Consider the following 8830-nt stretch of genomic DNA (forward strand, 5'->3'; position numbering starts at 1 on the left):
GGGTCATTACGGGGGGTTGGCACCCGTGCGTCAAGCACCTTATGCGCATCGGACGCCAGTTCACATCTCACCGATCTTCGGTAAGGTGAGGCTTACCTTTTATTGCCCGGCTCCACGAGACGTGAAGGGGTGGTCCCATGGCCGTGCCCGGTTCGGCCGTCGCGGACGCGTACGCCCGCCTGGCGGAGGCCTTCCCCGCCTTCGCCGTCACCGAGCTCGGCGCCGACGAGGCGACCCCCCGGGGCGGCGGCTGGATCACCGCCGACGACCTCGCCGCAGGCGGGGACGCGCTGGAGGCCTTCCTCGCCTGGGACGACACGCAGGTGCTGCGGGACTACGGCCGGCAGGCCCGCCCGGACGTGATCGCCAGCTTCGGCCTGCACCGCTACGCCTGGCCGGCCTGCCTGCTGATCACGGTGCCGTGGTTCCTGCACCGCCGGGTGCCGCGCTACCCCGTGACGCATGTCTCGTTCGACCGCGGCGCCCCCGGTCTCGCCGTCGGCCGCATGGCGGTCCGCCCCGACGGCTTCGCCTGCCTGCCGGACGACCCCGCCGCCACCCTGCCCGGCGCCCGGGTGGTGCCCGACGAGGAGGCCCTGCGGGCGGAGGTGCGCGCGGCGGTCGCCGAGCACCTGGAGCCCGTGCTGGCCGGATTCGGCCCGCGGATGCGCCGGCGCGGACGCGCACTGTGGGGCATGGCGACCGACGAGATCGTCGAGAGCCTCTGGTACGTCGCCCAGCTGCTCGGCGAGGAGGAGCGGGGCATGCGCGAACTGGAGCTGCTGCTGCCGGGCGCGACCAAGCCGTACGTCGGCGCGGCCGCCTTCCGCCGGCCCGCGGGTCCGGACGCCGAGCCGGCCGCCGCCACCCGGGAGCGGGTGAGCTGCTGCATGTTCTACACGGTGCGTCCGGCGGACATCTGCGCCACCTGCCCGCGCACCTGCGCCAAGGAGCAGGCCCCCGCACGGACCCGCGAGCGGGCCACCGCCCTGGCCGCGCAGGCCGGTTGACACGACGTCGACAACGGCGGGACACCGCGCGGCCTAAGATCGTCCCGCCGGTACGTCAGGGCGGTCGCCGCGTCGGCGCGCCCTGTCGGTGCGCCGCTCCGGCGCGCACCGCGCCGCGGAGGTCACGAGCACTTCACAATTTCCTCACCTCTCGCGGGAACTCTCCACGGAACCATCCGTACGGGTAGTCTTATTCGAACTCAACTCCCGCCCCTCACAAGGCAGTTCGAGCAGAATGCCGCCCTGGGCACCCCCCTCGCACTTCGTTGGCGGCCTCTTGCCCCGAAACCCCCTGAGGGTCGCCGGGATTGGGCCACTATGGCGGGCGTTACGCCCTATCCCAATGCAAGGGACCCCTAGATGAGACTGACCGACATATCGCTGAACTGGCTCCTTCCGGGCCTCGTGCTGCTCCTGGGCATGCTGACGGCGGTGGCGGTGCTGGCGCGCGGGAAGCGTTCCTCGGTCAAGGACACCGGTGCGGACGACTCGTGGGAGCGCAGCGAGGAGCGCCGGCGGCGCAAGGAGGCCCTCTACGGCACCGTCTCCTACGTCCTGCTGTTCTGCTGTGCGGCCGTCGCCGCCGCGCTCTCCTTCCACGGACTGGTCGGCTTCGGCGAGCAGAACCTGGGTCTGTCCGACGGCTGGCAGTACCTCGTCCCCTTCGGTCTGGACGGCGCGGCGATGTTCTGCTCGGTACTCGCCGTACGCGAGGCCAGCCACGGTGACGCGGCCCTCGGCTCGCGCATACTCGTGTGGACGTTCGCCTTCGCGGCCGCCTGGTTCAACTGGGTCCACGCGCCCCGCGGCATCGGTCACGCGGGCGCCCCGCACTTCTTCGCGGGCATGTCCCTCTCCGCCGCGGTGCTGTTCGACCGGGCGCTGAAGCAGACCCGCCGGGCCGCCCTGCGGGAACAGGGCCTGGTGCCGCGGCCGTTGCCGCAGATCCGGATCGTCCGCTGGCTGCGCGCCCCCCGCGAGACCTACCGCGCCTGGTCGCTGATGCTGCTGGAGGGCGTGCGCAGCCTCGACGAGGCGGTCGAGGAGGTGCGCGAGGACAAGCTGCGCAAGGACGAGACCAAGCGGCGCCGGCGGGAGCAGGAGCGCATGGAGCGGGCGCGGCTCAAGGCGATCAGCCGGGGCCACCGCGGGGGAGGCGGCGGCCGGGGCGGCGGGCGCGAACTGGAGGCGCCCACCATGGAGCGCGACTCCGACGTGGTCTCCGCGGAGCCTGCCATAGCGGCTCCGGAGGCCCTGCCCGCGCGCGCCCCGCGTCCCTCCCTGCAGCCCGCGCGCCGTTCCGGCGGTGACGCGATGACCGTCGACCTCACGGCCGAGGACGACACGCAGGCGCTGCCCCGCCTGGACTCCCTGGAGCGCAAGCTCAAGGACCTGGAGCAGCAGTTCGGCTGACGCCCTTGCGCCGCGACGCGGCGTGAGGGACGCGGTGCGGGACCGCGTCCCTCACGCCGCGTCGGCGTCCGCCTCCGTGTCCGGGCGGAGGGCGAACCAGACGGACTTGCCCACGCCGTGCCTGCGGACGCCCCAGGCGTCGGCCAGCGACTCGACCAGCACCAGGCCCCGACCGTGCGTGCTGTCGTTGCCGGCCGGCGGGCGCGGCCGGGGCTCGCGGGCGGTGAAGTCCCGTACCTCCACGCGCAGTCCCCAGGGGCCCACGGCCGCCGTGAGGACGGCCTCGCGGTCGGTGTGGACGAGTGCGTTCGTCACGAGTTCGCTGGTGAGCAGTTCGGCGACCGCGGAGCGTTCCGGGTCGCACCGGTGGCGTAACAGTTCGCGCAGGGCGCGGCGGGACTCGGACACCGCCCGAAGGTCCGCACGTCCCAGTGTGCGCCTCAGCCGATCCGCCGAAGCCTGACTTCTCATGACCCCCGCCCGCGTGCCGATGTCGATTCCCCCTGCTGCTCGAACACCTACACGGGAATGCTTGCCCGGTCGTTCACCCGGCAGTCATACGGAGCGGACGTGAGCCGTTGTTGGCCGAAGTGCAACGGCCACACAACCGCGCGGGGCCGTCCTCCCGACCCCCGTGGCGAGAGGACGACCCCGGCTTCTCACAGTGGTCGCAGAACTCACGAACCTCAGTAGAGCTTCGTGACGGCCTTCTTCGCGGTCTTCTTGAACGCGGCCACCGGGGCGCCGTCGAAGTCGCCCATCTGACCCCAGCCGACGACGGTCACAATCCTGCCGTCCCGTCCCACGGCCAGCAGGTTGACGTCCGTGGCCCCGTACGACGTCTCCGTGTGCAGGCCGTGCACCGTCGCCCCCTCCTCGACGGGCAGCGTGCCGTAGAACCGGCCCTCGGCCGTGACGTCCGGGTAGGTCCGCTCGATCCGGTCCGCGCAGGTGCGGATCTCCTTGTTCAGCCGGGCGGCCAGCGCCTTGCCCTTCGCGGCGGACCCGGTGACGACGGTGACCTGCACGGCGCCCGTGTCCAGGTCGGTGTGGAACAGCCGGTGCCGGTAGTCGTACGCGGGCACGCCCTCGCCCAGGCAGTAGGCGAGCTGCTCCGGGAAGCCGTCGGCGACCGGGCCGGCGGTCCAGCCGGTCGGGTGCGGGGGCAGCTCGGAGGCCGCCAGGAACTTGGGCGCCGGGGCCTTCTTCGGGGCGGCGCCGGCCGGTGCGGTGGCGGCCGCTCCCACGGCGAGGGTGGCGGCGGTGAGCGCGGCGAGCGCCGCGACACGGGTGCGGATGGGCATGGGTGTCCCCCGTGAGGTGTGCGTGGTGGAATGGCGAGACGTGCACCGCGACGGCCGGGATGGTCCGTCCGGGCCGTCGGGGCGGTTCGCGATACCCAGAGCTTCGGCCGCCGCCGGGGGCCGGCGCAAGCGTCGCCGCCCGATTCCCCGGCATGGAACCATCCCAGCCCGTCTGACGTGCAGTGATATGGGGTGCCTGGGATGCCCGTCCCAGGGCCCGCGCCGTGCGGGACGGACGAGGTGGGGGGTGACCGGGCCGGTGTCGGCACAGGACGACGACGTCAGGCGGTTCGCGGAGCTGCTGCGGGAGCTGAAGGGGCGTACGGACCGCAGTTACGGTTCGCTGGCCCGCCGCCTGCACATGAACACCTCGACCCTGCACCGCTACTGCGCCGGGGACGCGGTCCCCGTCGACTTCGCCCCGGTCGAACGCTTCGCGGCCCTGTGCGGCGCGTCGGACGCGGAACGCCTGGAACTCCACCGCCGCTGGCTCCTGGCGGTCGAGGCACGACGCCGGCCACGGGGTGGTACGGGGTCGGCACCGGGGCCGGAGGGGACGGCGGCCGATCCGGCGGGGGAGGCCGGGGCACCCGGCGGGCCCGGGGTACCCAGCGGGCCCGGGGTACCCAGCGGGCCCGGGGTACCCAGCGGGCTCGGGGTACCCAGCGGGCTCGGGGAATCCGGTGTAGCTGAGGAGTCCGGCGGGCCCGGGGAATCCGGTGTCACCGAGGAATCCCGTGAGCCCGGTGAGCCCGGGCGGTCCGGTGCGCCCGGGGAGCCCAGTGGATCCGAAGAAGCCTGTGAACCGAGAGGGCACGCGGAGCCGCCCGAAGGACACGCCGAGCCAGGCAAGCCCCAAGGGCACGCCGAGCCGGTCTCGTCGCCCGACGGCGACCGGCCCGATGCCGCGCCGCACCGGGACCCGGGCGCCTCCGTCCGGCGCGGGGAGCGGTCCTCGGAGCAGGAACCCGGACACCGCACCCGGACGAGCCGTGACGCCGAAGCCGGGTCCGCCGGCTCACCGGCGGACGGCGCGGGCGAGGACCGTGCTCCCGTGCCGATCTCCGGCGCGCCTGGAGCCGGTGACGAAGCGTCCGGGTCGGCCGACGCGGCTGCGGAGGGCGCCGGCCGCTCCGGCGGCGAGGTGGCGAACGGATTCGGCCACTCGGAGTGGGCGAACGGGCACGACGGCGACGTCGTCAGTGGGCCCGTCGAACACAACGGCGGACGCAAGAGGCGCGGGTGGCGGCGGAAGCGGGTCGTCGCGGCGGCCGCCGCCGTGTGCGCCGTACTCGCCACCGTCGGAAGCCTGTCGTTCCTGCCGGACGAGCGGCGGGCGCCGGCCGGGAGCGAGGCCGCCGCCGGAGCAGCCGAGGAGGAGGCGTCCGGGGCCCGCCCCGGCAGCAGCCCGGCGCCGGGACGGTCCGTCGCACCCTCCGTCTCCGGTTCCGCCTCGGCCTCACCCTCCCCGTCCGGTTCCGCCTCCCCCGGCCGCGGAGGAGGCGGCAGGGCGTCCGGCGCACCGCGTGACTCCGGCGCCCCCACGGCGTCACGGCCCGCGCCCGCCGGGCAGGCACCCCTCACCTGGTCCGCCGACTCCCACGCCTGGTCGCACGGCTGCGGACACGACTACGTCGTGGCCAGGCCGCCCGCGCGGGTGCCCCCGCCGCCCGCCCCCCAGGACGCCCGTGCCTGGGCCTCCGCGCAGGGGGCCGTGCACGGCGGGGAGACGCTGGTGGAGCTGTCCGTGCAGGGGACGTCGGACACGGCCGTCGTGCTCACGGCGCTGCGCGTCCGCGTGGCCGGCCGTTCCGAGCCCGCGCAGGGCAACGCGTACGCGATGGACCAGGGCTGCGGCGGCGCGCTGACCCCGCGCTACTTCGACGTGGATCTGGACAAGGACCGGCCCATCGCCCGCGCGGTCGCCGGGAACGACGCGGGGACGCCGATCCCGGCGGTGCGGATGCCGTACCGGGTGTCCGCGTCGGACCCGGAGGTGCTGAGGGTGACCGCCCGCACCCGGGGCTGCGACTGCCGCTGGTACCTGGAGCTGGACTGGTCCTCGCAGGGCCGCACCGGCACCGTGCGGATCGACGACCGGGGCCGCCCCTTCCGCACCAGCGCCGTCGACGGCCTGCCGCACTACGAGTACGACACACTCAACCGCTCCTGGCGCCCGCGCACCAACTGAACGCCCCTACGGGCGGGGCACGTTGCGCAGGTTGGAGCGGGCCATCTGCACCATCCGGCCGACCCCGCCGTCCAGCACGATCTTGGACGCCGACAGCGCGAACCCCGTCACCATCTCCTTGCTGACCTTCGGCGGGATGGAGAGCGCGTTGGGGTCGGTGACCACGTCGACGAGCGCCGGGCCCTTGTGCTTGAACGCGGCCTTCAGCGCCCCCGCGAGCTCCTTCGGCTTCTCCACCCGCACCCCGTAGGCGCCGCAGGCGCGGGCGACGGCGGCGAAGTCGGGGTTCTTCATGGCGGTGCCGTGCGAGGGCAGTCCCGCGACGAGCATCTCCAACTCCACCATGCTCAGCGAGGAGTTGTTGAACAGCACGATTTTCACCGGCAGGTCGTACTGGACGAGGGTGAGGAAGTCGCCCATCAGCATGCTGAATCCGCCGTCGCCGGCCATCGCCACGACCTGCCGGCCCCGGTCGGTGAACTGCGCCCCGATCGCCATCGGCAGCGCGTTGGCCATCGAGCCGTGGGAGAAGGAACCGATGATCCTGCGGCGGCCGTTGGGCGAGATGTAGCGGGCCGCCCAGACGTTGCACATGCCGGTGTCGACGGTGAAGACGGCGTCGTCGTCCGCCATGTCGTCCAGCACGGACGCCACGTACTCCGGGTGGATCGGCACATGCTTCTCCACCTTGCGGGTGTACGCCTTCACCACCCCCTCCAGCGCGTCCGCGTGCTTCTTCAGCATGCGGTCGAGGAACTTGCGGTCGTCCTTGGCACGCACCCGGGGCAGCAGACAGCGCAGGGTCTCCTTCACGTCGCCCCACACCGCGAGGTCCAGTTTGGAGCGCCGGCCGATGATCTCGGGCCGCACGTCCACCTGGACGATCTTCACCTCGTCGCCGGGCAGGAAGGCGTTGTACGGGAAGTCGGTGCCGAGCAGGATCAGCAGGTCGCACTCGTGGGTCGCCTCGTAGGCGGCGCCGTAGCCGAGCAGCCCGCTCATCCCGACGTCGTAAGGATTGTCGTACTGGATCCATTCCTTGCCGCGCAGGGCGTGTCCGACCGGGGCCTTGATCTTCCCCGCGAACTCCATCACCTCGGCGTGCGCGCCCTTGGTGCCGGCGCCGCAGAAGAGGGTGACCTTCCCGGCCCGGTCGATCATGTCGACGAGGCGGTCGATCTCGTCGTCGCCGGGGCGGACCGTGGGCCGGGAGGTGACCAGGGCGGTCTCGGGCGCCTGGTCGGGGGCGGGTTCGTCGGCGAGGTCGCCGGGGAGGGACACGACGCTGACGCCGGAGCGGCCGACCGCGTGCTGGATGGCGGTGTCCAGCAGCCGGGGCATCTGCCGGGGGCTGGAGATCAGCTCGCAGTAGTGGCTGCACTCCTGGAACAGCCGGTCGGGGTGGGTCTCCTGGAAGTAGCCGAGGCCGATCTCGCTGGAGGGGATGTGGGAGGCGAGGGCGAGGACGGGCGCCATGGAGCGGTGGGCGTCGTAGAGGCCGTTGATGAGGTGGAGGTTGCCGGGCCCGCAGGAGCCGGCGCAGGCGGCGAGCCTGCCGGTGACCTGGGCCTCGGCGCCGGCCGCGAAGGCGGCGGTCTCCTCGTGCCGGACGTGGATCCAGTCGATGGCGGAGTGGCGGCGCACGGCGTCCACGACGGGGTTGAGGCTGTCACCGACCACGCCGTACAGGCGCTTGACCCCCGCGCGCACGAGGATGTCGACGAACTGTTCCGCGATGTTCTGTTTGGCCATGGGTTCCGTCTGCCCCTCGGGTACCGGAGATGCCTGACGGAATCCATGAATTCACACCGGACGCGCTCACGCCTCCCAGACGGCGACGGCCGTACGGTCGTCGGCGTACCCCTTCACCCGGACCTGGGTGTCGGCCAGATACGCCGTCAGGCCAGGTGGTTCGGGATCCGACCACCGGTCGGCCAGGTGGTCGCGGAGTCCCGGTTCGCCGCGCAGCGGTTCGGCGAACCCGGTGCCGCACATCAGCAGCACGTCACCCGGGCGGGCTACGGAGGTGCGGAAGCGGAAGGGTTCGCGGGGCGGTTCGGGGGCCGGCTCGTACGGGCTCGGGGGTGTGGGGATGTTCAGGTCCATGGTGAGGCGGTCGCCGTCCGGTGTCTCGTGCGGCGGCGAGCCGAAGCCGAGCACCGGTGCGCCCTTGATCTCGGCGACCTCCGGTTCGATGTCCTGCCACTCGCCGTCGCGCAGCCGGAACAGTCCGCCGGGGCCGACCCCGAAGAAGACCCGGGTCCGGCACTCGGGGTCGGCGGACAGCAGCAGGCAGCGCAGGGTGGCCGCGTAGTCGTCGGGGTCGAGTCCCTGTTCGGTCGCCTCGGCGCGGAGCCTGCCGAGGCTGCGGTCGGTGAGACGGTGCAGGCCGGACTTGAGGTCGCCGCGCCGGGCGGCCCTGATGTCGTCGGCGAGACGCTCGTGGCTGCGGCCCACCGCCGCGCCGATCCAGCGGCAGGCGTCGGCGGCGGCCCGGTGCGCCCCGGGGGCGGTCCGCACGCCGGTGGCCAGCGCCACCAGGACCAGGGCCCGCTCCCCCGTCCCGAACCGCGCGGTCAGCAGCGCGTCGCGGCGCGGCTCGCCCCGGTAGCGGGCGGAGTCCCCGCGTACGGAGGCGGCGCGCAGGGTGCAGGCGCCGTAGCGGGCGCCGTCCAGCACGGTGTCGGGGACGAGGGCGTCCAGTGCGTCCGGGTCGGCGGCCGGGAGTGCGGTGGGCTCCGCGTCGTAGGTGGGCGGGCGGGAGCCGACGTAGGCGCGGGAGGAAGGTGGGGGCGGGAGCGGTTCCAGGCGGGACCCTCCGGTGCCCGTTCCGGTTCCGTCCGGGGGCTCGTCGGCGGGCGGGGTGGGTACGGGAGCGGCGGGGGTCCAGGAGCCGTAGGCGGGGGCTGCGG

Annotated in this window: 6 protein-coding genes and 1 pseudogene; 3 read left to right on the forward strand and 4 right to left on the reverse strand. The window is 73.6% G+C overall.

Features of this window, described 5'->3' with window-relative positions; translation table 11 throughout:
* Nucleotides 1–137: 137 nt before the first annotated feature.
* Nucleotides 138–1010: a (2Fe-2S)-binding protein gene (locus tag B100_RS0108515; protein WP_024884019.1), complete on the forward strand. Its 873-nt coding sequence runs from the start codon at nucleotides 138–140 to the stop codon at nucleotides 1008–1010.
* 360 nt (nucleotides 1011–1370) lie between these two features.
* Nucleotides 1371–2423, forward strand: coding sequence for a DUF2637 domain-containing protein (locus tag B100_RS0108520; protein WP_024884020.1), 1053 nt, complete (start codon nucleotides 1371–1373; stop codon nucleotides 2421–2423).
* Nucleotides 2424–2474: 51 nt separating this feature from the next.
* On the opposite strand, the gene B100_RS0108525 is transcribed toward B100_RS0108520, so the two are convergent.
* Both B100_RS0108525 and B100_RS0108530 read right to left on the reverse strand, forming a co-directional pair.
* A complete protein-coding gene (locus B100_RS0108525) occupies nucleotides 2475–2894 on the reverse strand; it encodes an ATP-binding protein (protein ID WP_037722518.1) in 420 nt (139 codons plus the stop codon).
* 215 nt (nucleotides 2895–3109) lie between these two features.
* Complete coding sequence (locus tag B100_RS0108530) at nucleotides 3110–3727, reverse strand: hypothetical protein (protein ID WP_024884022.1); 618 nt, start codon at nucleotides 3725–3727, stop codon at nucleotides 3110–3112.
* Between the two features lie 201 nt (nucleotides 3728–3928).
* On the opposite strand from B100_RS0108530, the pseudogene B100_RS37535 reads away from it, so the two are divergent.
* Nucleotides 3929–4250, forward strand: a pseudogene (locus B100_RS37535) (helix-turn-helix domain-containing protein); the annotation flags it as partial.
* A 1674-nt stretch (nucleotides 4251–5924) separates the two neighbouring features.
* Here B100_RS37535 and B100_RS0108540 read toward each other — a convergent pair.
* Both B100_RS0108540 and B100_RS0108545 read right to left on the reverse strand, forming a co-directional pair.
* The gene (locus tag B100_RS0108540; RefSeq protein WP_024884024.1) at nucleotides 5925–7670 is read right to left on the reverse strand and encodes a pyruvate dehydrogenase; all 1746 of its coding nucleotides are present in this window, start codon (nucleotides 7668–7670) and stop codon (nucleotides 5925–5927) included.
* A 66-nt stretch (nucleotides 7671–7736) separates the two neighbouring features.
* On the reverse strand, nucleotides 7737–8830 hold a 1094-nt coding region (locus B100_RS0108545), incomplete at its 5' end, for a protein phosphatase 2C domain-containing protein (protein ID WP_024884025.1).

Source organism: Streptomyces sp. CNH189 (genome assembly GCF_000527195.1).